Raw genomic sequence first — 23,700 nt, forward strand, 5'->3', positions numbered from 1 at the left:
ACAACATTGAAATTCATACTCAATTTTTGGGTAGGGATTTCTTTTGCCCAAATTTGGGTATTTTGACAAAATGAGGACCATCCTATGGCACTTTCTATTGATAATATCCGATCGTCTTTGAGCGACGGTTTGCTTTCATTCCCTATTACGGATTTTGATGAAAACGGTAAATTCCAAGCGGATACTTACAAGCAACGAATTGAATGGTTTATTGAGCACGATGTGTCATCGGTTTTTGTAGCCGGTGGAACAGGGGAGTTCTTTTCACTTGATCTAGAAGAATATAAGCAAATTTGTAAAATTGCCGTAGACACTGTAGCTGGACGAGTGCCGGTGATTGCCAGTGCCGGTCGCAGTGTCGCTGAGGCGAAAACCTTTGTTAAAGCGGCTGAAGAAGCGGGTTGTGATGGTATTTTATTGATGCCTCCATTTCTAACCGAATGTCCAGAAGATGGCATAGTGGAATACGCTTCGCAAATTATGCAAAGTAGCCCCATCCAGTTTATCTACTATAACCGCGGTAATGGCATTTTAAGGGCGGAAAGAGTGAAGCAGTTAGCGGCTCAAAATCCGAATTTGATTGCCTTAAAAGACGGTGTAGGTAACATCGCCGCGCTGAATGACATCGTTAAAACAGTGGGTGATCGCTTAGTGTATATTGGTGGGGTTCCTACTGCAGAAATCTTTGCAGAAGCGTACATTTCAATAGGGGTAAACACTTACTCTTCAGCTGTATTTAACTTTATGCCAGATATGGCAAACCGTTTTTATAAGGCATTACGAGCTGGTGAAAAAGAGACCGTTACCGCCATTATAAAAGACTTCTTCATTCCATTCTGCCGCCTTCGTGATGAGAAAAAAGGTTACGCGGTGAGCTTGATTAAAGCGGGTGCGACAGCAGTTGGTCGTTCTGCTGGAGACGTGAGAGCGCCATTAACCATGCCGACGGCAGAACAAGAAGAGCGTTTGAAAGCCTTGATCGCAGCGAATAAGTAAAGCGTTTCTAGAAACGTCAAAGCGCCGCTCTCTGTGGCGTTTTGTCTTTTTATAACCACTCACGCAATAATATCGTGGAGAGAATCATGCAAATATTAGGACATATGTTGATTGGACAGCAATCCATTCAGGGTCATAAGAAAGCCATACACGCTCTAAATCCAGTAACAAATGAGTGTTTAGACCCTGCGTTCTTGGGTGGAGATCAACAACACGTCGATCAAGCCGCGGCCTTAGCATGGCAAGCTTTTGATGCTTATCGGGCTGTTTCTGTTGAACAGCGCGCGGCTTTTCTTGAATGCATCGCCGATGAAATTCTAGCGTTAGGGGATGCTCTAGTTGAGCGTGCAATGGCGGAGTCAGGTTTGCCAAAAGCACGCATCGAAGGTGAGCGTGGTCGTACTATGGGCCAACTTCGAATGTTTGCTTCCGTCGTTCGCATGGGGAAATTTGTTGACGCACGTATTGATCCTGCGATTCCGGATCGTGCGCCATTACCTCGTTCCGATCTCCGTTTTCAAAAAATCCCATTAGGGCCAGTGGCGGTATTTGGCGCAAGTAATTTTCCATTGGCTTTTTCTGTTGCTGGTGGCGATACGGCGTCAGCGTTAGCCGCGGGTTGTCCGGTTATTGTCAAAGCGCATTCAGCTCATCCAGGAACCTCAGAATTAGTGGGACGCGCTATTCAAACGGCCATCAAAAAATGCGCCTTACCAGAGGGTGTTTTCTCGTTGTTATTCGGCGCGGGTGCTGATGTGGGTGGCGCTTTAGTTGCCCATCCTTGCATTAAAGCGGTTGGTTTTACTGGCTCTCGTTCTGGTGGTATGGCTCTAATGAATATCGCCGCCAATCGTCCTGAGCCGATTCCGGTGTATGCGGAAATGAGCAGTATCAACCCCGTTTTTGTGATGCCAAGTAAACTGGCTCAACAAGCTGAATCCATCGCTTCTGGCTTTGTGGCTTCCTTAGCAATGGGCGCGGGGCAGTTTTGTACTAACCCAGGTCTAGTCGTGTTACTGGATGGGGAGGGCACCGATGACTTCCTTGCTCAAGTGGCGAAAGATACGGAAGCCTTGTCTACACAAACCATGTTAACCCCTGGTATTTATCAAGCCTATTGCGATGGTGTAAATGCCTTGGCGATGAATGATAAGGTGACGCTATTGGCAAAAGCCAAAACTTCCTCTGCACCGAATCAGTGTCAGACGCATGTGTTTGTTACGGATGCTCCCGCTTTCCTAAACGATAAAAGTCTGGAAAATGAAGTGTTTGGTTCTAACTCTCTGATAATAAAATGCCAAACTATAGAAGAATACCGTGCCGTGGCAGAGCACTTGGAGGGTCAGTTAACCGCCACCATTCAGATGAGCGAAGAGGATGTTGACGCGGTCGCAATACTTTTACCCATTCTTGAACGCAAAGCTGGTCGCCTACTTTGTAATGGTTACCCAACGGGTGTTGAAGTTTGTCATTCTATGGTTCATGGTGGACCTTTTCCTGCTACATCCGACAGTCGTTCAACCTCTGTCGGCAGTGCTGCGATTGATCGCTTCGTACGTCCTGTTTGTTATCAAGACTTTCCAGCCGCGTTATTGCCAGTAAGCGTTCAAGATAACAATCCTTTAACGATTCCTCAATTAGTGGACGGTGTACTGTGTTAACTCAGTAGAGAAGAGCTGCGCTCTATGCATGTAAAAGGGGGAGATAGAAATATTTCCCCCTTTTGTGTGGAACCTGAAGCAAGCTAAAAAAGCTCTAGGTTCCCAATACTCTTTATAATGGAATACAAGACGCCTAGGAGTGCTTATTAGTGGTAAAATTTACTCGATTTCTTGAATTTTCTCATTGAGTAGCGGCCTAGAGCCTAACAAACTCAATAAGTTATCGAAAAGAGATTGTTCAAAAATGCCTATTCTCCCACCAAACTGCCCACCACTTGCCTATGGCTTTTACTAAATCTTAGTGGCGCTTCTTGGTTATGAGTACGGAAAAAAGTGTCATTTTTATGCTGCGGTGAGGGTTAAAACATAGCTGTTTTGAAAGGCTTTATCGAGCACGATTGCCGTCAACATAGTCTAGCTATTTTTTACTGGTTCTATGCGATAGTGATGAGTCAGCAGAAAACTCACCTAGCCTGAAATAGACATTATGATGTCCATTTTGATAGAAATAAGCTCAATATGGATACTATGATATCCAATAGTGATAAGTCAGAGTGTCGAATGGTAGATATTCAGGTCTACAAATTGTTACTCATAAGGTAACTCTGTGTAGACCTCATGCTTCTAGACAACGCGCTTTTACCATCTCTGTGGTAAATACTGCGTGAAATACAAAGGCATCACGATATTGGTTTGCTCTAATGCGGATGAGCCTTGTGTGCCCGTTAACTTAAAGGTTTTACTTGGAGTACATTTTTCAACGTAGGATGCCAACGATTTTGCTCTTGTACGTTTACCACTTTTGACTTCCACAGGGACGATATCGCCTCCATCGGTCGCCAAAATAAATTCGATTTCGGCGCGGGCATCATTCCATGAATAGCTTGGGTCAACGCCAATAGCAGTGAGCTCTTGTTGCACAAAGTTTTCAGCCACATAGCCTTTGTATTCATAGTTTTGTTGCTTAATCTCTTTATAACTGCTGCCCAGCATATGATTGAGCAGGCCCACATCAAACAGAAACAGTTTCACCATATTTTCTTTTTTATAGGCCGCCAACGGAGATTTCGGCAATCCTTCAATAGGGTAGTTTGGCAAAGCTAAGCGGCAGCAGTTAAGCCAATGGATCGCGGTTTCAAAGTCGCTATAGCGAGATTTCCGTTCATGCACATGCTTAAATTTAAAGCGTTTAACAGACTCATCGCTCACAAGTGATAGCTGCGCTGGAATGCTATTAAACACAGATTCAATCAGTGTGGCATCGACTTTGCCCGCGTACTTACCGAAATCGCGGCGATAACCTTCAACTAAATCGGCATGAATTTTTGTGACTTTTTCAACACGCTCTAGAATGCTGGAATCTTTAAACTGATACCAAGCAGAAACGGCTTCCGGCATACCACCGGTAAAAAAGTAGTCTGTTAGTTTATCCATCAATTTAGTGTGTACCGCCGGTGTGCTTGCTTGACTATCAAACGCTTTGATCAGTGCTTGCTCGTTGGATGCGTAAATAAATTCTTGGAAGGTCAGTGGTCGTAAATTGTATTGTTCTACCTTGCCCACAGGGAAGGTGTTGAGCAAACCAATATTCGAGCCGCTGGCTGCGACAAAATAGGACGGTGCTTTTTCGGCAAAATACTTAAGCGCAGTAACGGCACGTTCGCATTCGCCAATTTCATCTAATATCAGCAGGTCGGTTTCTGGGTTGAACGCTTGATTGGTTAACAACTCAATGTTCATTACTAACTCGTCAGGTGACAGTGAGCCATCGAACGCCTCTTTGTAGGCAGGGTTTTCAAGGAAGTCGATACGAAGGATGTTGGCAAAGGTGTTCCCAAACAACTCTTGCAGCAGATAGGTTTTACCGGTTTGTCTTGCACCATCGATCAATAATGGCTTGCGCACAGGTTGATTTTTCCATGCTATTAGGGCGTTGAGTAAGTTGCGCTGCATTGTCATTTCCCGCCAATTAAAACTGTTAACTGCCTGTAGCATAACTCATTCTACACTTTTATGCGCATAAAAGTGTGAAGTATTACATTTTTATGCGCATAAAAGTGTTGTGTCGTTCTCGTTGAGCAATACTTTCCCGTTTGAGAAGGCTTTTGGCACTTATCCCTTGGGCTTTTGGGATAATCTGGGCAAAGCCTTAATTCACGTCATTTAGCCATACACCAACCCTGCCCATACGGTATTTGTTACTTGGGGCATTATGTCAATTCTGGGGCAGGTTGTTAGCAATACCCACAGAAAGCTGCACGATCTGAGCATTTATCTGCCTACTGCGTCCGTTTAACTCTTTAATACTAGCGGGGCAAACTCCTAAGAGAACTTAACAGATCAGTGAGGCTTATTTTGAAAAAGTAGAAACGATGGACCCAACTACACAAACACAGTACACCCAGCGCGTCAGCAGCGGGTTTTGCGCTTGCCCGAGGTAAAGGCCAAAACAGGCTTTGGCCTCAGTACTATTCATACTTTATTCTGACTCGATTTCTTATAATAAAGTTATTATTTTCTCATAACAGCTAAGTCAATAATCGATGTTATGATTTAACGAACTACCAGCATAAAAGGAATATCATGCAACAAGTTGGAATTTATGAGCAGTTAATTACGCAGCTTATTCGTAGTCGTATTGATCGAGAGCGGTTTTATGTTGGCGAACGTGAACTCAGCAGTAATGAAGCTTCAGTTTGGTTATCTCGTTTTCTCTCAAACATCCTTGAATATGCCATAGATGCTATACCTGAAGGTGATGATCGGCTTCAACATCAAATTGCGTTGTCTAATCAGTTGTTACTCTGGCTAAAAACACAAATTCAAGATCACGATTTTATTGAAGACAACTTACTTGCTAGTCAAGGCAAAATCCTTACTGCGCTATACGAATTAGAAAATCCTGTCTCAGCCGATTTAAAAAATTATATTAACGACATTTTTCCTTTAACCGGACTAAGTCAAAGCGAACTGTTTTGTGGCAGCAATGCAGGATTGTCACTTGAATCGGAATTGAAGCGAGAAATTTTGTCTGCGGATAAAATTTACTGGTTAGTCTCATTTATTAAGTGGGCAGGGATACGAATTTTCCGTAAAGAGTTAGAAGAGTTTACATCTAGTGGCCGAGAGCTAAAAATCATTACTACCTCATACATGGGAGCGACAGATGCAAAAGCGGTGGAATATCTGGCGAGCTTACCCAATACCGAAGTGAAGCTGAGTTACAACACTGAGCGGGAGCGGTTACATGCCAAGAGCTATCTATTTTTACGCAACACGGGTTATCACACTGGTTATATCGGCTCTTCCAATCTTTCCCATTCAGCGTTAACTAATGGCTTAGAGTGGAATTTAAAAATCACCTCGCAAGAAATTCCACACATCATCAATAAATCATTGAGCACCTTTGAAACCTATTGGGCTTCTCATGATTTTGAACACTTTAGTGGTGACGCAACAAGCAGTGAAAAACTCAAAAAAGCCTTGAACCAGCAGCGCGGAGATTTTGAGGCCAGTCCAACGTATTTCTTTGATATCTCGCCGTTTCCTCACCAAAGTGACATTTTGGAACAACTGGCCGTTGAGCGCAGTGTTCACCAGCGCTTTCGCAATTTAGTCGTAGCGGCAACCGGCACCGGAAAAACCCTGATCTCAGCCTTTGATTTTGCGCGCTTTGTAAAAGACAAGCCGCAAGCTAAGTTCCTGTTTGTCGCTCATCGAGAAGAAATCTTAAAGCAAGCTAGATCTGCGTATCGTGAGGTATTGCGTAATGGTGCTTTTGGTGAACTTTGGGTTGGCGGACATACACCGGAGCACTATCGGCAGTTGTTTGTTTCCATTCAAACACTGAACAATCAGCTGGAACAGCTTAACCTAACTACTGACTATTATGACTACATTGTGATTGATGAGGTGCATCATATTGCAGCGGCTAGCTATCGCGCACTGCTGGAGCACTTTTCCCCAACTATATTACTCGGGCTTACCGCTACACCTGAGCGCCATGATGGTGGGGATATTCTAACGGATTTCGGTGGCGTGATTGCCGCTGAAATCCGTTTGCCGGAAGCCATTAATCGTCGTCACCTTTGCCCATTTCAGTATTTTGCTATTGATGATGATACCGACCTTCGCAACATTGCATGGAGTCGTGGACGTTACGATATCGCTCAGCTGACCAATCTCTATACCCACAACCAAGTCCGCTTTGACAAGATTTTGCTGAGTATGCAAGAGATCATCACTGATATAGGCAAAATGAAAGCATTGGCCTTTTGTGTGAGCAAAGAACATGCACAGTACATGACACAGCAACTCTTATTAAAAGGCATTAAAGCGGATGTGTTGACCAGTGATAACAGCCACGAGCGGCAACAAAAGCAGCAAGCTATTCGAACTGGGGACATAAATGTACTTTGTGTGGTCGATATCTTCAACGAAGGTGTCGATATTCCCGAAGTGGATACGTTATTGTTTTTACGGCCGACAGAAAGCCTCACGATTTTCTTGCAACAGCTTGGCCGAGGTTTGCGTTTATCTGACGGTAAGGAGTGCTGTACCGTGTTGGATTTTGTTGGCAACTCACGTCCTGAATATGATTTTGCCAATAAATTTAGAGCTTTAGTGGGGAAAAGTCATCGAGCGATCAGTGATGAAATAAAGCTAGGCTTCCCCCACGCGCCACTGGGTTGCCGCATTGAGTTGAGTAAACGCACGCAAGAAATGGTACTGAGCAATATCCGTCAAGCCTCATTAACGTTGAAGCGCCTAGTCGCGATGATCCGCCAATATCCTCAGCATTCCACACTGCCGTTAACATTGTCGAATTTCTTAACCTTAAATCCTCATATTGACTTGAATGAGCTTTATAAGCGAGGGAGTTGGTCGCAGCTGGTTCAACAGGCTAAAGATGAAATCAACGAAAATTCAGCTGATGAAGATCTGCTGAAAATGCTTAGAAAGTCCATTCATAACCGAATTTTAACCTGCGATGATCATGCCTATTTGAGCTTCTTAAAACAGCTTTGCCAAAATAACTTTATTGTTGAAAATTCTAGTCAACGTCATGCCTTGATGTGTCATTACGATTTCTGGCAAAAAACGGGATCTGAATGTGGATTTGATTCCATTGAGCAGAGCTTAGCAAAACTAAATTCTGGCGAGTTAAAAGCAGAATTATTCGATGTTTTAAACTGGCAACTCGCTCAAACCAAGCATGAACAATCCATAATGCAGGCTTTGCCTGAGGTTTCACTGAGGCTGCATGCACGTTATGCGCGTGAGCAAATATTGGTGGCATTTGGTGCGACCACGTTTGAGCGCCAGCCGCCAGCACGCGAAGGTGTGTTTGTACTTAAAGATCAAAATATTGAACTGATGTTTGTCACCTTGGACAAAAACGAAAAGCAATTTTCGCCAACCACTATGTATCACGATTACGCGATTAATGAACACCTCTTTCATTGGCAGTCGCAAAATAGTGCACGGCCAGATAAAGGCCGTGGTTTGGAGTATATCCAACACCAAAAAATCGGTAAGCGTCTGTTTTTATTTGTGCGTGAACAAAGCAAAGATGAATACGGCCGCACCATGGGTTTTGTGAATTATGGTGAAGTTGAGTATGTGTCACATACGGGGTCACAACCAATGAGCATTACTTGGCAGTTAAAAGAGCCAATGCCACACTTTATGTGGCAACAAGCTGCGAAGTTGGCAGTGGGTTAGTCGAGATGACAGTGGTATCACCGGCCGAAAAGTACGTTTTTTCAGAAATTTAAGCAGCATATTGCGGAGGGAATTTGCTATTTAGTGTTGGCGTCTACCTCAGAGACCCAAAGTTCAACCAAGCAAATTGACAAACTTTAGCCGGTTAAAACGCGACACCATTACCGAAGAGCAAGCGGATAAGAAATTAGGCTCTGCTGATTCATGTTATCTATAATTATATATCAAAATACACTGAAAGATATGTGATAACTAATCACTCTTGAGGTATTCGGATTAGAATGATATGTTTTTGTATATAATTATTCTTAATTGATATGTTTAGGTATATCGAAATGAGCTATGTAACAGAGCAGATACTAGTAAGTCTTCGAGAAGCTCGGGCACGTAAAGGTTTTAGTCAAAGAGAGCTGAGTGCGCGTTCGGGGGTGCCTCAAAGCCATATTTCGAAAATCGAGTCTGGCGGCGTTGATTTAAGAATGTCCAGTTTGATTGCACTTGCTCGTGTACTCGACCTAGAGCTATTTGTCGCACCAAAAAAATCTGTACCTGCCATTAAGTCGATCATTCGAAGCAGCCAAGGTCTAAGCAATAACGGTATCGACGAAGGTGAGGCAATGTCGCCCGCATATCAGTTAGAGGAAGACGACGATGACTAATCATGTCTCTACGCTCAACGTGTTGCTCTACGGTGAGCCCATCGCAACGATCACTAACGTGGGCAATGACAGAACACTTTTTGCTTTTATGGATTCGTACATTAATAACGACTTACGGCCAGTGTTAGGGCTTGGTTTTAAAGATGCACTGGGTGGCTTACTGACTAACTTTAAACCGACCCAAACCAAGTTAACGCCGTTTTTCTCTAACCTTTTACCAGAGGAAACCATGCTTCATTACCTGGCAGAGCGTGCCGGAGTGAACCCAGCACGGGAATTTTTTCTATTATGGGTGCTAGGACAGGATTTAGCCGGTGCGATCACGGTTGAACCGGCCGATGGTGAAGCGCTGCCGCCTAATGTGCATCAAGACATTGACGATGAAACGAAAATGGTAGCCCCAATGCGCTTTTCATTGGCGGGAGTGCAATTGAAGTTTTCAGCTGTGCAGCAGGCAAATGGCGGTTTGACGATCCCAGCAACCGGTCAAGGTGGCTCTTGGATTGTAAAATTACCGTCGTCTCGATTTGACGCTGTGCCAGAAAATGAATATTCAATGATGGAACTGGCTCGAATGTTGGGAATGGATGTGCCAGAAACGCAGCTACTCCCTATTAATCAGATTTCTAATATCCCAGATGGTATTGGTAAATTTGGCCGCTCTTTTAAAAACGCTCAGGCGTTTGTGATTAAGCGCTTTGATCGTGCAGATGTTCAAGCTGTGCATATTGAGGACTTTGCGCAAGTGTTTGGCGTTTATCCTCAAGATAAATACAAAAAAGCCAGTATGCGCAATATTGCTCAGGTTATCGGCATCGAAGGTCAACACGAAGACATCGCAGAATTTACACGCAGATTGGTGTTCAATACCCTAATTGGCAATGCTGATATGCATTTGAAAAATTGGTCTGTGATCTACAAAGACCAGCGCACTGCATCCATTGCGCCTGCTTATGATTTTGTCTCGACCATCCCTTATATCCCCGATGATAGTGCGTCGTTAAAGGTTAGTCGTAGCAAAAAATTCAGTGATTTCACGCTGGATGAGTTATCACACCTAGCCGCTAAAGCCATGCTGCCAGAAAAATTGGTCTTAGATACGGCCAAGCAAACCGTAGCAGGCTTTCATGAGGTATGGGCGAAAGAAAAATCGCATTTACCGCTTACCAAATCAATGATTGAAGCCATTGATACGCACTTACGAAATATACCGCTACGCTAAAATGAGAACCGACGCGTACAAAAATGCAGAGGCGTCGTCATATTGAGTTAAAAACTTCTGAACGGATAACTGTTCACCCAACAACCTATTCTATATTCTGGATCTGCTCCCTCATTTGCTCGATCAAAACCTTCAATTCCACGGCGCTTTGAGTGGTTTCAATGACAATAGATTTAGAGGATAGGGTGTTGGCTTCGCGGTTGAGTTCTTGCATTAAGAAATCTAATCGACGGCCGATGGGGCCTTTTTGAGCGAGTTGGCGGCGGACTTCTTTGGTGTGGGTGGCGAGACGGTCCAGTTCTTCGGCGACGTCGGCTTTTTGCGCGAGTAGGACGATTTCTTGTTCGACACGCATGGGGTCAAGGTCCACTTTTGCCGCTTCCAGTTTGTCTATCAGGTTTTGTTTCTGTGCCGTTAGGATGGTTGGGAGCTGGGTTTGAACCTGTGCGACAATGATGTCTATGTCATCTAGCCGCTGGTGGATCAATTGGTTCAGAGCTTCACCTTCCCGTAAACGAGCTTGAATTAGGTCTTGAACGGCGTCGTTAAAGAGCTCCACAATGCTTTTTTTCATAACATCGGCGTCTATACTGGAATCCGATAAGATACCAGGGTATTGCAAAATATCTAATGTGGTCGGTTGTGTGGCATGAGGAATATGTTGGCTAATTTGTGTCAGTGCTTGGGCTAGATTTTGGGCGTTGCTCTCATTGATTGTTAGTCCTGTTGCCGCTTTATCGGTACTTTGAAAACGCAGCTGGCATTCGACTTTTCCGCGATTTAATTGTTTACGCAGGGTGTCGCGGAAAGTGAATTCAAGTTCTCGAAAACTTTCTGGCAGGCGAAAGTGTGGTTCAAGATAGCGCTGATTTACCGAGCGAATTTCCCAACTGATAGTTCCCCAGTCGTAGGCAGTTTCTTTGCGGGTAAAGGCGGTCATGCTTGCTGTCATAAAGTATTTCCAATCAGTATTGTGTGTATTGTGTGATGACGCGGTAATGAAATAGTGTAACTCAGTCAAAGAATGAGGAACAGTGACCAAGATGGGTGCGCTTTTGTCTGAGTCTTCGCTATAATGCGAGTTTTATAGTCCTGAAGATAGAGAGATACCTATGCGACCAAGTGGCCGAGCTACCGATCAGTTACGAGAACTTAAAATTACCCGTAATTTTACGAAACATGCCGAAGGGTCTGTATTAATTGAATGTGGTGATACTAAGGTGATTTGTACTGCCACACTGGTACCAGGCGTACCGCGTTTTCTGAAAGGCAAAGGCCAAGGTTGGATTACAGCGGAATACGGTATGTTGCCTCGTTCTACTGGCAGTCGTATGGATCGTGAAGCGGCACGAGGTAAACAAAATGGTCGTACGGTTGAGATCCAGCGTTTGATTGGTCGCTCTTTACGTGCTGCGGTGGATTTGAAAAAGTTGGGCGAACATACCTTAACGATTGACTGCGATGTTATTCAAGCGGATGGTGGCACTCGTACAGCGTCTATTACCGGTGGTTTTGTTGCTCTTGCGGATGCCGTTCGTAAATTGGTTGAGATGAAAAAAATCAAAGAGAATCCAATTGTATCGCAAATTGCTGCCATTTCAGTGGGGATATACAAAGGTGAACCTGTCTTGGATTTGGATTACCCAGAAGATTCTAATGCAGAAACAGATATGAATGTCATTATGAATGATAAGGGCGGTTTCATAGAAATTCAGGGTACAGCTGAAGGTGCTGCCTTTGATGATGAGCAGATGATGGGCATGTTGAAAGTAGCTCGTAAAGGCATTAATGAAATTTTAGAATTACAACGCAAAGCCTTGTTTGACGCATAACCATCGGTATTGTAAGCCTATTGCCAAGTGTTTGAGAAAGGCTAAATAAAATCAAGATGCCCTCATTGTTGTTTGCTGAAACGGTGAGGGTATTTAAAGTGAATACTTGTATAATAAAAGCGGCTTAAAATTTGTCTTAATGAAGACTCTCTCAGCTTAATTAAAAAATACTGGAAAAATGGTATTTAAACAAAGGACTGGCCACGGTACATATCATGCAACATAGTTATAAAAGATACATTGCTTGTTTGGTATTGTTGTTATGTAGCCCACATATTAGGGCACAGACCATCACTTTGAGTGCGATGCACTTTCCTCCACATGTAGTAGACTCTACTATTATCCCTCAGTTAGTGTCTTTTGATGAAAAAAACACAGTATATGGTCTTGATGTTGATTTGATTCGTGCTGCATACGCTTCTCAAGAAGTGTCGATCAAGATTGAAATTATGTCTTGGAAGCGGATCATGCGTAATATGAAGGCGGGTCTGACTTTAGGTGCGGTTACCTGCCGCCAAGTTTCTCCTCGTTCGGCGTTTTCGTTTTTTTCAGAAAATATCTCATCTTCCGTAGTGGCTTTGGTAACGGGAAAGCACTTGTTAGATAATAAAGAAATCACGTTAGAAGGTTTAAAATCGTATAAAAATGTTGCTGTAGAAAGCTGGTCACAAACAAACATGTTAGATGACGCGAATGTGGCCTATAAGTCGGTCAGTAGTGTACAACAAGGGTTGAACCTTATCTTACGACGTGGGCAGGAAGTACTTGTTGTTGAACGAGATAATGCTGATTATATAGCGAAAAAGTTAGGAATAGAGAAGAAGCTTAGCTTTTATGATTTACCAAGTATTGAAAGTCATTATTACTCAGTCTGTTTTAGTAAGAAGTACCCAGACGCAAGAAAATGGAGAGATTTATTGAATAAAGGGCTTGAGACAATTAAATTAAATGGCGTTCAAGAAAGAATATTTCAGCGTTATGGTGTCTCTTATGATTCAATAAATCAATCACAAGCTGCCAAGGAGTAGGGTAAATGCTGGCATTGAAAGATCGCCTTTTTTATAAACAAGCTAAATATTCACTTATTCTTATCCTATTGTATAGCTTGTTGTTCAGTCTCTTTCAAATGTCGATGGATTGGAAAGAAGAAAAAAAGTATAGAGGGTCAAACGTGGTCTACCCTGCATATTATTCAAAATGCAGCAACGGTGGCCGCTTATACGTTAGATAGCCATTTAGCGGACCAAGTTGTATCGGGTTTAATGCGAACAAAAAATTTCCATCATGCTCAAATTTCTGATGATCTAGGTAATTTATTAGCCCGTAATAATAGAGCTGTTGAACCCTTGTTCCATCAATGGATTATTGACAGTATGTTGGATGGCCTGACACGAAAGTATGTTATGCCTTTACTACAAGAGGGTCGAACGGTTGGTGAATTGTGGGTCGCCATAGATGCGGCTGAGGTCCTTTCTAATTTTATAAACAGAAACCTCTTTTTAGTAACCACGGTATTCATCAGTGCTTTCTTGCTGGGAGTCGCGATGTTGGTGCTGTTCTTCTTGCAAACATCACAGCCTCTCTTCCTTCTCATAGAGCAACTTGCTGATTTAGAAAAAAATGCGAATGAACCCAATCAATTAGAATTTCAATCCGCCTCACGGAGTGATGAGTTTGGTGTTTTGTCACGTACTTTTACCGCGCTCTGGCATAAGCGCAAACGTGTTGAGAATCAGTTGGCAAAAAGCGAAGCCTACTTTAAAGCCGTGTTACACCAATCAAGTGAATGTATGTTGCTTTCAGACTTGAAGGGACGCATTCATGATTGTAATGATGAGGCCTGTCGTTTGCTTAATTACGATAAAAGCAGCCTGTTGAAGCTGTCCTTGCAACAAATTGATTCTCAACACCCTTTGCAACGTTTAAATGAATGGTCTCAGGCCGTTCAAGGGGAGGCTAAAATTTTTGAAACACAGTACCTACAAAGCAATGGCAATGCTTTCCCTGTTGAGGTTCGCGGCAATATTATCACACTAGGTAAAGAGCGATTTTTTCTGGCATCCGTTCGTGATATTACGCAACGTAAGAAAGATCAGGAGCAGATGAATTTTTTAGCTTATTACGATGCTCTTACATGTCTACCAAACCGTCGGTTTTTAAATAAACACCTTGATAATATGGTTGAACTGGCTCGTGAAAAAGGTTGTATAGGGGCTTTGTTATTTATCGATTTAGACCGTTTTAAAGCCATTAATGATTCTATGGGGCATTTGGTTGGCGACAACCTGCTTGTAGAAGTAGCGAAACGTATTCTTGAGCCTTTGTCTCAAACGTCTATAGCCGCACGTATCGGTGGGGATGAGTTTGTGGTTTTGCTACCTGAGATTGCAGATACGCTAACTGAGGCTCAGGAAAGAGTGTCGACGTTAGCCGAAATGCTGTTACGGTCATTAGAGCGCGTTTTTATGATTGATGGTGCCGATTTATTTATATCCGCGAGTATTGGTATAAGTTTGTTTCCATTATCGGATAAAAATGAAATAAATATTTTACAGCGTGCTGATACCGCCATGTATCAAGCGAAAGAAAATGGGCGTAACGGCTACTTCTTTTACCATATAGACATGCAACAGCAAGTGAATGAAAGAGTACAGATAGAGCATGCCTTGCGGACAGGGTTAGATAATAATGAATTTTATATGGTTTACCAACCTCAAGTGAACGACTTAAATCAAACCATAGGTTTTGAAGCCTTATTACGTTGGGATAGTCATGAGCTAGGGTTGGTATCACCGGATCGATTCATTCCTATAACAGAAGAAACTGGCTTGATAGAGCCATTAGGCTTGTGGGTGATGAAAGAGTCCTTTGCTCAGCTGAAAGTATGGCAAGATATGGGTATACCTTCCTACTTTCAAGGTGTGGCGATTAATATTAGCCCTTATCAATTTGCGAAAGAGGGTTTTGTACAGCAGGTGTTAGAGGCGGTCGAGAGCATTGGCGTGGATCCGCATCTTATTGATTTAGAAATTACAGAAGGTATGTTAGTAAAAAACATTCCTCTAGTTACCTCCAAAATGCAGGCACTAATAGATATAGGCATTCGTTTTTCTATTGATGATTTTGGTACGGCTTACTCCTCATTACGCTATTTACAGTATTTCCCATTAGATCAGCTGAAAATTGATCAATCCTTTATTCGAGATTTGACGGATGACCCCGCCAGCCAAGTCATTGTGAATACGATATTATCTATGGCGGGCCATATGCAATTGTCTGTGTTAGCAGAAGGCGTTGAAACGGATAGAGAGAAAAACATTCTGCAAACCTTGGGTTGTAAGCGTTTCCAAGGTTATTACTTTGCTCGTCCTTTAGATAAGGATATGGCTACCCGCTTCTTATTTGAAAATACAAGTCTTGTTGTCAATCGTCACGATTCATGAGACGTGATGTATTACGGTTGAAGGAACTATTGACCTTAAATGTTAGTAATATTGCTTGTTTTTGCGTCTTAACATCTTTTACTGCTGTGTCATGATATAGGTGAGAGACTTTGTTCTCGCTCTAATAAAAACAATAATGAGGAATGACCCAGTGAAAAAAACATTATTAATGACGGTGATGTTTACTGTCAGTATGAATACCTTAGCTACTGATTTCAATGGTACTTGGCAATTACAGAATGCCGATAATACTCAGGCAAAGTTGGATGAGGCGGTTGAAAGTGTGGCGAAAGAGATGAATTTTTTCATTCGTGCTTTAGCCCGCCCCGCTTTAAAAAAGCAAACTCAAATTTGTCATCAATGGTTGCTTCAATCCCAAGAAGATCAATTTCAGTGGCAGTGTGATACTGACGAAGCGATGGTAATTTCAATGGCTGCAAAAGGTAGCTTTTTGAAAAAGGATGAAGAAGGTGTGGAGATTTCAGGGACCTTCCAACGTACTAAGGATTCCATTGTGACCATTTTACAGTCTGAACGGGGTACTCGTACGAATACATGGAAAATGGTCGACAGCAATGAATTGTTATATAGCGTTAAGCTGGAGTCAGAAAAATTACCGAAGCCTATGACTTGGAAGCTGAACTACAAAAGAAATTAGCCATGTAAGATAGTCATTTCATAAGTGAATCCCATTACCTAGATCAACATAGCAACCAGTGTTGAAAAAAATGCCCTAGTGTGAGTTTACATTAGGGCATTTTTGTTATGGCTACTGGTTGTGTCTGTTAACGTTTCACAGAACCAGTAGGGGCAAAGTCAGCGCCTTTAATTGGAGAGTTCTTTTGGATGTACTCCACTAGAACGTCAGCATCAACATAACCTGAGTCGGTATAGTTCGGATGATCGGTTACTTTAGGGTAACCATCACCACCTGCAGCGACATAGTTATTGATCGCAATACGGTAGGTTTTATTGTTCATTAATGGTTTGCCATTTACTTTAATATTGCTAGCAACGCCATCTTTAAGCATTAACTCCACACCGGAGAACTGTGCGAATGCACCGGCACCTGCTTCTTTAGATGCAACGGCTGATAGGTAGTCCGTTAACTCTGCAGAAGTTAGGTCAACGTAAGAAACGCTGTTACCAAACGGCTGTACTTGTAGAACGCTCTTATAAGTTAATAGGCCTTTTGGCATATCATCACGAATACCGCCAGAGTTCATGATACCGATATCGGCATTCACTTTTTCTTTCATCGACAATGCAATTAAGTTACCAAGGTTGGTTTCTTGATTACGTACGATGTTACGTTCGCCAATAAAATCAGTGTCAGCCGAACCGATTTCAACGTTCAGTTCCGTTTGACCTTTTTCTTGATATGGCGTTAACAAGGCAAGCATTTCAGAGTTTTGAGGAATTTCTTCATCAATGAATACACGAACACTGTTACCTTCCGCATCTTTTACTTTTTTCTTCAAGTTAACTGGAACCAGTTCATACTCAGACCATACGACTTCACCGTTTTTGATCACAAGGTCAAGACGACCTACGTATTTGCCCCATTCGTGAGCCTGTAGAATTAAGGTGCCACTTTGCTCATCAGGTTCAAATAGAGGATTTTGTGAATGGCCACCTACGATGACATCAATACCTGGAACAGTGCGAGCTAAGGTGACATCGCCTGGTGCATTACCACCGTAGTTACCATTTTCATAGTGACCCATGTGAGTCGCGGCGATGACGAAGTCCGCTTTTTCACGTAATTCAGGAATTAAGTCTTTTGCTACATCGACAGGCTTACGGATTTCAAGACCTTTCAAGTATTCTGGGTTGCCTAGAATCGCTGTACTTTCAGTAGTAAAACCAACAACGGCAATTTTCAGATCTTCAATTTCAAAAATCTTGTAAGCGTCAAATAAAGGCTTACCCGTTTCTGTATCAATAATATTGGCCGATAGGAAGGGAAACCCTGCCCATTCTTTTTGTTGGCGCAGTACTTCAATTGAGTTATCAAACTCATGATTACCTAAAGCCATGGCATCGTATTGCAGCATGTTCATGCCTTTGAAATCAGGCTCCGCATTTTGCAAATCGGATTCAGGTACACCCGTGTTGATATCACCGCCAGATAACAATAATGTCGAACCATTTTCTAAGGCGACTTCTTCACGAATATTGTCGATCAAGGTCTTACGAGCGGCCATGCCATATTCGCCTTTGCTGTTTTGCCAAAAGCGACCGTGATGGTCATTGGTGTGTAAAATAGTGAGTCGATATTCTTTATCAACTTCCCAAGCGGGACCATGTTGTTCACTGATAACAGAACAACCTGCAATCGCCACGGCGACGCCAGTGAGTGCTAAATGGGTTATGTAACGAGTTGGCTTCATGTTTTCCTTCCTTTTGTATAAGTATTATCGTTATTTATTCTAAAATAGGGACTGTGCGTAAGAGCAGTTAGTCGTTTTGGTTATACAACCTAGTTCAATTATTACAGAAATAAGTTACAGTAAAAATATAACACAAGAATGACAATAGGAAGATGTCATTGCTTTCACTTGAAAGGGTTTTAGTAAATAAACGAAAATTAAGGCTGTTTTTGCGAAAAAAATGCATTAAGCGTCATCTTTTTGCAATCTGGATTCCATAATTTATTAAATAGAGTCGCTCGGTTTTAAGACGTTTCTTGGAGGCGGGTGCCATTTTATGGCGTTGTGGGTTTTTGGATCAAATAGGCTTTTTATGAGACATAAAAAAACCAGATTATCTTTCGATAACCTGGCTAAAAAAGGAACCTTGGAAAAGAGGGTACGCTTTTCGCTAATTTAATTAGTTAGCGAAGTGAGCGGCATTAAATAGGGTTTGAAGTTCTTCATATTTGTCGTTATACGCATCGGCTTTCTTAGTGAAAGTATTGGCACCTTGTAGATTAACGTCGGCATTGTATTGAATGCCTTGCTTATCTAATGTGTTAGACAAGGCTTCTACACTAGAGATGCTGTTACGGTAAGTTTCGTAAGCCGAATCATCAGAAGATCCTGATGCGGCAAAAGCAGACGTTGCGATTGCAGAAGAAGTCAAAAGAGCCAATGTTGCTTTAGTAAATGTGTTCATAATAAATCTCCAAAACCGTTAAGTTTAATAAGTAGGTGAACCGCTGTTGCGTTTCGATGGAGTGATTATTACCTAAGTTTCATCGTAAAAATAGGCTTTGGCCATGGCTTCCGCGGTTGTTACTTGATGTGCGTTTTATTGATACCAATTAAGAATTTAAAGGATGGAATGTGCAGTTTTAGCTGTATTTCCAGCACATTTTAGCAGGGCTTTTCGCGTTTCAAATACACGTTCGCCGATAACTTGTTTTACGTTTGCTTGCTAGCGTTATGCGGTGATGTCGATAATCGTGCCAAGGGTTTTATTTGCTGTTTCCAATACTTTCGCGTTTGCTTGGGCATCGAGTTTACTGCTTGTGGCGGCGACTAAACTGTCTTGAATAGAGGCTGTATTTGTATTGTGTGCACCTGTCATGGATGCCTGAGCGACGTTATTACTTGCCTCTCCTAAGTTTGTTTGACTGGTTGTAAAGCCAGTGATGCCGTGCTGGAAGGCGGAACCATTAATTTGCATAGAGGACTTACCTATTTGCTGTTATCAAAATAAGAGTAGATAGCTGCGTGGCTAAAAGCAATAGATTTGTATATTCTGAACGCAGGCGGCGCCTTTTTCTATAGACCACTCAATGGAGAGGTTTAAGCATGAGTCGTTGTATTGTAGACATCATTTGTAATGGAGAGTACCTAGATGAAAGTATTTGCTTTTGGCGCTAGCGGTAGTAATACCTCAATTAATCAAAAACTGGCCTTATTTGCCGCCAATAAACTTCCCTGTTCCACTGATATTGAGTTATCTACTTTGACAGAGGACGATTTTGACCTCCCTTTATTTACAGCTCAAAAAGAGCAAGAGCTAGAACAAACTTTTGGTAATAAAGCCCACCCAAAAGCTCAGGCCTTCCTAGACAACATTGCGGCCGCCGATCTCGTAATTGTTTCCTTTGCTGAACACAATGGGAATTATTCTGCCGCATTTAAAAATCTTTTTGATTGGTCGACTCGGATTGAGCAAAAGATTTTTCAAAATAAACCAACGCTTTTATTAGCCACTTCTCCTGGTGTTCGTGGAGGGAAATCGGTACTAGAAATCGCGGAGAAGTCGTTGCCACGCTTTGGTGCGGCCTTAGTAGGTGCTTTGTCGATTCCTAGTTTTTTTGATGCTTTTGATGAAAACATGACACTACTGCGTAATGATGAACTGTCTTATAAAATGGATACTCTATTAAAGGATCTTTTGAGTTATGCAGAAAAAGCTTAAATTCAATAAAGGGTGGATTAAGTGGCGTTTATGGCCTTTGAATAGAAAAAAACCAGATTGCTATAGAAACAATCTGGTTTAAAAAGGAACCTTGTAAAAGGGAGAGCGGATCTTAAATTGTTGTAACTAACTTAGTTCGCAAAGTGGTTTGCATTGAAGATAGTTTGCAGTTCTTGGTACTTGTCATTGTAAGCGTCGGCTTTTTTAGTGAAAGTGTTGGCGCCTTTTAGATTAACGTCGGCATTATATTCGATGCCTTGCTTATCTAATGTGTTAGATAAAGCTTCTACGCTGGAGATGCTGTTACGGTAGGTTTCGTAAGCTGAATCATCAGAAGAACCATTTGCCGCGAACGCAGATGTTGCGATTGCAGAAGAAGTCAAAAGAGCCAATGTTGCTTTAGTAAATGTGTTCATAATGTATCTCCAAATTTGATAGGAATGTGAACCGCTGTTGCGTTTCGATGGAGTGATTATTACCTAAGTTTTGTACTAAAAATAGCCTTTGGAGTGTGCTTCCGCGGTTGTTACTTGATGTCGCTTTTATTGGCATCAATTAAGAATTTAAAGGATGGAATGTGCATCTTAGGCTATATTTTAAGCACAGTTCACAAGCGTAGAAAGGAAAAATAGCGTAAACTGTGAAACATAAAAAAACACTACTTCTCCCATCTCCTAGTAATCAACTTAATCGAGAAACCGCTTGAAACCTTTTAAAGTGACAGATTTACCGCAAACGATTAAATACCAAATGACTCAAATTTCCAGCGATGACGCCAGAGTTTCAGGAACGCCAGATAAAACGCCTTTTAATCGACAGGAAGCCTCAGAAGTACATTATTTGATTACTCGTTTCGCAAGCCTAAAGCGCTTAAAACTGAAAAAATCACTGGTTAAAGTGGCTGAAGTGATTCATAACGCCTTGCCAGAAGAGGCCCATACCCAGGTCGATGCTCTGAAATGGTTACAAACAAACTGGCATAAGTTTTAGTATTTGAAAGCCGTAGAGACTGAAAGCGCCCTAGAGTCAAAGGGGCCTTCATTTTATTGAATGTGATCTGTGATTACTTTATACACACATAAACTGAGTTAGTTGAAGGCGTTCCCTGGAAGGGGTTTTCAAATCTAATGATATGTGAGGTCACCTCCGTAAAAACCGTTCTTAATAATGCTTCAAAGTTTTTATCCGGTAGATTTTGTGACCACATAGCAAACACCCCTTTACTCTTAAGGTGTCCCGCCATAATGGCTAGATTATCCGTGCTATAAAAACTGGCATTGGCGGCATTTAAGAACTCAGTAGGGGAGTGATCAATGTCTAGTAAGATAGCATCGAACTTCTTTCCTTTATTCTTCGGATCGAATCCAGTCTCAGGGTCGGTTGCTAAATCAAAAAAACTCGCCAGAACATAGTGATTACGAGTATCTGCGTTGAGAATTTTTCCTAGAGGGACCAACTCATCTTTATGCCAACCAATAACGGTTTCTAACGCATCGACGACAAAGAGCTCAGAGATACGATCATCTTTTAAAGCGGCTACTGCGGTATAACCTAGCCCTAATCCGCCTACGGCCACACTCAGTTGATCGCCATGCACAGCGGCTAACCCAAGATCAGAGAGGGCTTCTTCGGCATCAACAAACATACTGGACATTAGGAATTCATCGCCGAGTTTTACTTCATAGATATCTCGGTCACCCAATGCGGGGATACGTCTTCGGCGCAGAGATATCTCACCTAATGAGGAGGCCTGACTATCAATTTCTTTAAACAATAGAGACATAAACGCTTTATCCTAAACTGATACGTTGGCGCTAAGGAGCCATATTACATGCTGCACTATGGCTGGAAGTGACGGATACATTGTTGGAAGTTATAGGAGACTGTCAAGCAGCGCATTAATTTCCATTTTAAACTCTTTGTCTGCTATTTTATTCGCACTAATTTTGGCGGCTTGAAGGTTTTTAATCGCGGCGTCTGTGTGACCTAACTCAAGTTGTAAGGTTGCCATAGAAAAAGCAATGGATGACATATAATCTTTTGAGTTGATCGCGACGGCTTTTTTTAGCGCTTTTTCGTAACCGGCAATAGCGTCTTCTAATTCTTCTGTGAAATCCGCTAAGGTTTCCCACTGCACAGGGTGGTCTTTATCGGTATCTTCATTATCAACACAAATCGCAGTTAATTCAGCGTAAAGGACGTCAAATTCTGTACGGTCTTCTTTATGGGAAGCCGCTAATAACTTCTCTGCTAGGGTATGAACGGCTTTGTATATCTTAGTATTCATCATGAATAATGGCCTTTTGCTATCACGAATTAGACAGTGTGCTAACGAATGAATGGCGGTAATCGTCGTAAATGGAGGTTTGTCTTGAAGTTTACCTTAGAAGTCTATTTGAGGCACTTAACTAACGTCAATGAATGAGAATAGTGCCTTATTTTGTGTTGTTATTATCGGTTGGAATGGCTCTAAGCTTTGTTACAAACAAGGTTCAGGCGCCACAAATTGACAATAAAAAAAGCCAACTCGAAAGTTGGCTAAAGCAAACAGGCTTCACTTCTCAGAGGAAACATCAAAATAAGCCCTATTGCAGAGAGTAGTCGGTAACTAGCCGTAAAGGGTTACACGTCGAGGCGAACACCTGTCTCTTGATCAAAGGCCACCGCTTTAGAAGTATCAAACATCATCTTGATATTGTCTCCCGGCTTCGCTGGGTACGCTGGGTGAGATCGACAATTGATTTCGTTCTCTTTAACTCGAGTTAGAATCATAGTGTCTGCACCCATAGGTTCGGTCACTTCAACATTAATTTCAGTGGTTATTACAAAAGGTTGCCCGTCTTTATGGGCTTGTGGCTCGGTAATCATCTCAGGTCGTAGACCTAACATAATGGTTTTACCTACATAGCTTTCTAGACATGCTTTATTAGGGAAAGGTAAAAGCGTCTTTTGTACAGCATCCAGTTCCAACATAGGGCCAGTGTCAGTGGCAACAACCTTTGTTGGGATGAAGTTCATTGCAGGCGATCCCATAAAGCCAGCGACAAATAAATTAGCGGGATTATCGTAAATTTCTTGTGGTGTACCTAATTGCTGAACTTCTCCATCTTTCATGACGGCGATACGGTCTGCTAGGGTCATGGCTTCAATCTGATCATGGGTGACATACACAATGGTCGTCCCCAATTTTTGATGGAGCTTTTTGATTTCAGTTCGCATTTCTACACGTAATTTAGCATCAAGGTTGGAAAGAGGCTCATCAAAAAGGTATAGCTGTGGACGACGAGCAAGCGCACGGCCCATTGCAACACGTTGTCTTTGCCCTCCAGAGAGTTGGGCCGGTTTACGATGTAACAGATGAGTGATTTGTAACATCTCTGCAACCCGTTTCACTTCAATGTCACGATCTTCTTTAGGCACTTTACGCATTTCTAAACCAAAAGAGATATTTTGCTCCACTGTCATGTTTGGATACAAAGCATAAGATTGGAATACCATCGCGATATCACGATCTTTTGGGTTAGCGTAAGTGACGTCTTTATCGTCAATTAAAATACGCCCTTCCGTGACTTCTTCTAAACCCGCGATGGAATTCATTAGTGTGGATTTACCACAACCTGAAGGCCCAACCAGAATCAAAAACTCACCGGCTTCAATCGCAATATTGATGCCTTTTAATACTTCTGTTTGACCATAACGCTTGATTACATTATCGATGACTAAGTTTGCCATTTTCTGAACTCCGAGTATGAGAGTTAGACGTTCGTTTTGATAGAAAAGAGATCTGGA

Annotated in this window: 20 protein-coding genes; 11 read left to right on the plus strand and 9 right to left on the minus strand. The window is 42.2% G+C overall.

What is annotated here, in order from left to right; all coding sequences use genetic code 11:
• Nucleotides 1-84: 84 nt before the first annotated feature.
• Together O1D97_RS10055 and O1D97_RS10060 are read left to right on the plus strand one after the other, a co-directional pair.
• Nucleotides 85-996 carry a 5-dehydro-4-deoxyglucarate dehydratase gene (locus O1D97_RS10055; protein WP_269125231.1) on the plus strand — a complete coding sequence of 304 codons (912 nt, stop codon included), beginning with the start codon at nt 85-87 and terminating at the stop codon, nt 994-996.
• Between the two features lie 86 nt (nt 997-1,082).
• Nucleotides 1,083-2,657 carry an aldehyde dehydrogenase (NADP(+)) gene (locus tag O1D97_RS10060; RefSeq protein WP_269125233.1) on the plus strand — a complete coding sequence of 525 codons (1,575 nt, stop codon included), beginning with the start codon at nt 1,083-1,085 and terminating at the stop codon, nt 2,655-2,657.
• A gap of 639 nt (nt 2,658-3,296) precedes the next feature.
• Here O1D97_RS10060 and O1D97_RS10065 read toward each other — a convergent pair.
• Nucleotides 3,297-4,610 carry an ATP-binding protein gene (locus O1D97_RS10065; RefSeq protein WP_269125415.1) on the minus strand — a complete coding sequence of 438 codons (1,314 nt, stop codon included), beginning with the start codon at nt 4,608-4,610 and terminating at the stop codon, nt 3,297-3,299.
• A gap of 630 nt (nt 4,611-5,240) precedes the next feature.
• Here O1D97_RS10065 and O1D97_RS10070 point away from each other — a divergent pair.
• The 3 genes from O1D97_RS10070 (at nt 5,241) to O1D97_RS10080 (ending at nt 10,262) form a co-directional block, all read left to right on the plus strand.
• The gene (locus O1D97_RS10070) at nt 5,241-8,381 is read left to right on the plus strand and encodes a DEAD/DEAH box helicase (protein WP_269125235.1); all 3,141 of its coding nucleotides are present in this window, start codon (nt 5,241-5,243) and stop codon (nt 8,379-8,381) included.
• A 335-nt stretch (nt 8,382-8,716) separates the two neighbouring features.
• Nucleotides 8,717-9,040 (plus strand): helix-turn-helix domain-containing protein, encoded by a 324-nt coding sequence (locus O1D97_RS10075; protein WP_269125237.1) that lies wholly within the window; start codon nt 8,717-8,719, stop codon nt 9,038-9,040.
• Nucleotides 9,033-10,262, plus strand: a complete 1,230-nt coding sequence (locus O1D97_RS10080; RefSeq protein WP_269125239.1) for a type II toxin-antitoxin system HipA family toxin — start codon at nt 9,033-9,035, stop codon at nt 10,260-10,262. Before O1D97_RS10075 ends, O1D97_RS10080 begins: the two co-directional genes overlap by 8 nt.
• Before the next feature lie 85 nt (nt 10,263-10,347).
• On the opposite strand, the gene O1D97_RS10085 is transcribed toward O1D97_RS10080, so the two are convergent.
• On the minus strand, nt 10,348-11,214 hold the full coding sequence (locus O1D97_RS10085; RefSeq protein WP_269125241.1) for a YicC/YloC family endoribonuclease: 867 nt from the start codon (nt 11,212-11,214) through the stop codon (nt 10,348-10,350).
• 160 nt (nt 11,215-11,374) lie between these two features.
• Between O1D97_RS10085 and rph the strand changes: the two genes are divergently transcribed.
• From rph to O1D97_RS10105, 4 genes are all read left to right on the plus strand, one after another.
• Complete coding sequence (gene rph / locus O1D97_RS10090; protein ID WP_269125242.1) at nt 11,375-12,094, plus strand: ribonuclease PH; 720 nt, start codon at nt 11,375-11,377, stop codon at nt 12,092-12,094.
• Between the two features lie 215 nt (nt 12,095-12,309).
• A complete protein-coding gene (locus O1D97_RS10095) occupies nt 12,310-13,122 on the plus strand; it encodes a substrate-binding periplasmic protein (RefSeq protein WP_269125243.1) in 813 nt (270 codons plus the stop codon).
• A gap of 180 nt (nt 13,123-13,302) precedes the next feature.
• Complete coding sequence (locus O1D97_RS10100) at nt 13,303-15,537, plus strand: sensor domain-containing protein (protein ID WP_269125245.1); 2,235 nt, start codon at nt 13,303-13,305, stop codon at nt 15,535-15,537.
• 151 nt (nt 15,538-15,688) lie between these two features.
• Nucleotides 15,689-16,195 carry a hypothetical protein gene (locus tag O1D97_RS10105; protein ID WP_269125246.1) on the plus strand — a complete coding sequence of 169 codons (507 nt, stop codon included), beginning with the start codon at nt 15,689-15,691 and terminating at the stop codon, nt 16,193-16,195.
• 127 nt (nt 16,196-16,322) lie between these two features.
• Here the strand turns inward: O1D97_RS10105 and ushA are convergent, their stop codons facing one another.
• From ushA to O1D97_RS10120, 3 genes are all read right to left on the minus strand, one after another.
• Nucleotides 16,323-17,930 carry a bifunctional UDP-sugar hydrolase/5'-nucleotidase UshA gene (gene ushA / locus O1D97_RS10110; RefSeq protein ID WP_269125249.1) on the minus strand — a complete coding sequence of 536 codons (1,608 nt, stop codon included), beginning with the start codon at nt 17,928-17,930 and terminating at the stop codon, nt 16,323-16,325.
• Between the two features lie 439 nt (nt 17,931-18,369).
• A complete protein-coding gene (locus O1D97_RS10115; protein WP_269125251.1) occupies nt 18,370-18,654 on the minus strand; it encodes a hypothetical protein in 285 nt (94 codons plus the stop codon).
• 267 nt (nt 18,655-18,921) lie between these two features.
• Complete coding sequence (locus tag O1D97_RS10120) at nt 18,922-19,167, minus strand: hypothetical protein (protein ID WP_269125252.1); 246 nt, start codon at nt 19,165-19,167, stop codon at nt 18,922-18,924.
• A gap of 174 nt (nt 19,168-19,341) precedes the next feature.
• Here O1D97_RS10120 and O1D97_RS10125 point away from each other — a divergent pair, with 174 nt between their 5' ends.
• Nucleotides 19,342-19,911, plus strand: a complete 570-nt coding sequence (locus O1D97_RS10125) for an NADPH-dependent FMN reductase (protein ID WP_269125254.1) — start codon at nt 19,342-19,344, stop codon at nt 19,909-19,911.
• A gap of 131 nt (nt 19,912-20,042) precedes the next feature.
• On the opposite strand, the gene O1D97_RS10130 is transcribed toward O1D97_RS10125, so the two are convergent.
• A complete protein-coding gene (locus O1D97_RS10130) occupies nt 20,043-20,327 on the minus strand; it encodes a hypothetical protein (protein ID WP_269125256.1) in 285 nt (94 codons plus the stop codon).
• 286 nt (nt 20,328-20,613) lie between these two features.
• On the opposite strand from O1D97_RS10130, the gene O1D97_RS10135 reads away from it, so the two are divergent.
• On the plus strand, nt 20,614-20,901 hold the full coding sequence (locus tag O1D97_RS10135; protein WP_269125258.1) for a hypothetical protein: 288 nt from the start codon (nt 20,614-20,616) through the stop codon (nt 20,899-20,901).
• A 73-nt stretch (nt 20,902-20,974) separates the two neighbouring features.
• Here O1D97_RS10135 and O1D97_RS10140 read toward each other — a convergent pair whose 3' ends face one another.
• The 3 genes from O1D97_RS10140 to O1D97_RS10150 form a co-directional block, all read right to left on the minus strand.
• A complete protein-coding gene (locus O1D97_RS10140) occupies nt 20,975-21,694 on the minus strand; it encodes a spermidine synthase (protein WP_269125260.1) in 720 nt (239 codons plus the stop codon).
• Between the two features lie 90 nt (nt 21,695-21,784).
• Nucleotides 21,785-22,201: a tetratricopeptide repeat protein gene (locus tag O1D97_RS10145; protein ID WP_269125262.1), complete on the minus strand. Its 417-nt coding sequence runs from the start codon at nt 22,199-22,201 to the stop codon at nt 21,785-21,787.
• A gap of 332 nt (nt 22,202-22,533) precedes the next feature.
• Nucleotides 22,534-23,643, minus strand: coding sequence for an ABC transporter ATP-binding protein (locus tag O1D97_RS10150; RefSeq protein WP_269125264.1), 1,110 nt, complete (start codon nt 23,641-23,643; stop codon nt 22,534-22,536).
• Nucleotides 23,644-23,700: the final 57 nt, after the last annotated feature.

The organism is Marinomonas phaeophyticola, assembly GCF_026966905.1.
Lineage (GTDB): Bacteria > Pseudomonadota > Gammaproteobacteria > Pseudomonadales > Marinomonadaceae > Marinomonas > Marinomonas phaeophyticola.

Excerpts from the sequence above, each read along its gene's own strand:
- O1D97_RS10130 (WP_269125256.1), bottom strand. The coding sequence starts at position 20,327 with ATGAACACATTTACTAAAGCAACATTGGCTCTTTTGACTTCTTCTGCA.
- O1D97_RS10070 (WP_269125235.1), top strand. The coding sequence starts at position 5,241 with ATGCAACAAGTTGGAATTTATGAGCAGTTAATTACGCAGCTTATTCGT.
- O1D97_RS10055 (WP_269125231.1), top strand. The coding sequence starts at position 85 with ATGGCACTTTCTATTGATAATATCCGATCGTCTTTGAGCGACGGTTTG.
- O1D97_RS10075 (WP_269125237.1), top strand. The coding sequence starts at position 8,717 with ATGAGCTATGTAACAGAGCAGATACTAGTAAGTCTTCGAGAAGCTCGG.
- O1D97_RS10065 (WP_269125415.1), bottom strand. The coding sequence starts at position 4,610 with ATGCAGCGCAACTTACTCAACGCCCTAATAGCATGGAAAAATCAACCT.
- O1D97_RS10120 (WP_269125252.1), bottom strand. The coding sequence starts at position 19,167 with ATGCAAATTAATGGTTCCGCCTTCCAGCACGGCATCACTGGCTTTACA.
- rph (WP_269125242.1), top strand. The coding sequence starts at position 11,375 with ATGCGACCAAGTGGCCGAGCTACCGATCAGTTACGAGAACTTAAAATT.
- O1D97_RS10080 (WP_269125239.1), top strand. The coding sequence starts at position 9,033 with ATGACTAATCATGTCTCTACGCTCAACGTGTTGCTCTACGGTGAGCCC.
- O1D97_RS10060 (WP_269125233.1), top strand. The coding sequence starts at position 1,083 with ATGCAAATATTAGGACATATGTTGATTGGACAGCAATCCATTCAGGGT.
- O1D97_RS10095 (WP_269125243.1), top strand. The coding sequence starts at position 12,310 with ATGCAACATAGTTATAAAAGATACATTGCTTGTTTGGTATTGTTGTTA.
- ushA (WP_269125249.1), bottom strand. The coding sequence starts at position 17,930 with ATGAAGCCAACTCGTTACATAACCCATTTAGCACTCACTGGCGTCGCC.
- O1D97_RS10085 (WP_269125241.1), bottom strand. The coding sequence starts at position 11,214 with ATGACAGCAAGCATGACCGCCTTTACCCGCAAAGAAACTGCCTACGAC.
- O1D97_RS10150 (WP_269125264.1), bottom strand. The coding sequence starts at position 23,643 with ATGGCAAACTTAGTCATCGATAATGTAATCAAGCGTTATGGTCAAACA.
- O1D97_RS10125 (WP_269125254.1), top strand. The coding sequence starts at position 19,342 with ATGAAAGTATTTGCTTTTGGCGCTAGCGGTAGTAATACCTCAATTAAT.
- O1D97_RS10145 (WP_269125262.1), bottom strand. The coding sequence starts at position 22,201 with ATGATGAATACTAAGATATACAAAGCCGTTCATACCCTAGCAGAGAAG.
- O1D97_RS10115 (WP_269125251.1), bottom strand. The coding sequence starts at position 18,654 with ATGAACACATTTACTAAAGCAACATTGGCTCTTTTGACTTCTTCTGCA.
- O1D97_RS10140 (WP_269125260.1), bottom strand. The coding sequence starts at position 21,694 with ATGTCTCTATTGTTTAAAGAAATTGATAGTCAGGCCTCCTCATTAGGT.